This window comes from Ferrovum myxofaciens, assembly GCF_000735045.1.
Classification (GTDB): Bacteria; Pseudomonadota; Gammaproteobacteria; order Burkholderiales; family Ferrovaceae; genus Ferrovum; species Ferrovum myxofaciens.
Genome location: NZ_JPOQ01000414.1, coordinates 1 through 309, shown reverse-complemented (window position 1 = coordinate 309; position 309 = coordinate 1). Strand labels below are relative to the sequence as shown.

Here is a 309-nt window from a genome sequence, read left to right as displayed (position 1 = left end):
ACCGTGAGGCTTGATCCTATAATCGCAGGCATCTGCGAGTTCGTGAAAACAATCAATCCAGTAACTTTACTTCAATCCAGTTTGTGCGTGCCGACGCGTTTTTTGTTTGGCGGCCATAGCGTCTTGGACCCACCCCTTCCCATCCCGAACAGGGACGTGAAACGAGACAGCGCCGATGATAGTGTGGATTACCCATGCGAAAGTAGGTCACCGCCAGACACCCTACCCGTTCCTTCTGCTTCACAGAAGAAACACCAAAAAAAGCACAGTCCCCACGGACCGTGCTTTTTTTTTGGCCCGTATCTCTGT

1 rRNA gene is annotated in these 309 nt (G+C 51.1%); it reads left to right on the top strand.

The features are described from left to right. Positions 1-105 precede the first annotated feature (105 nt). Positions 106-219 (top strand): 5S ribosomal RNA (gene rrf, locus IV91_RS0114315). Positions 220-309: the final 90 nt, after the last annotated feature.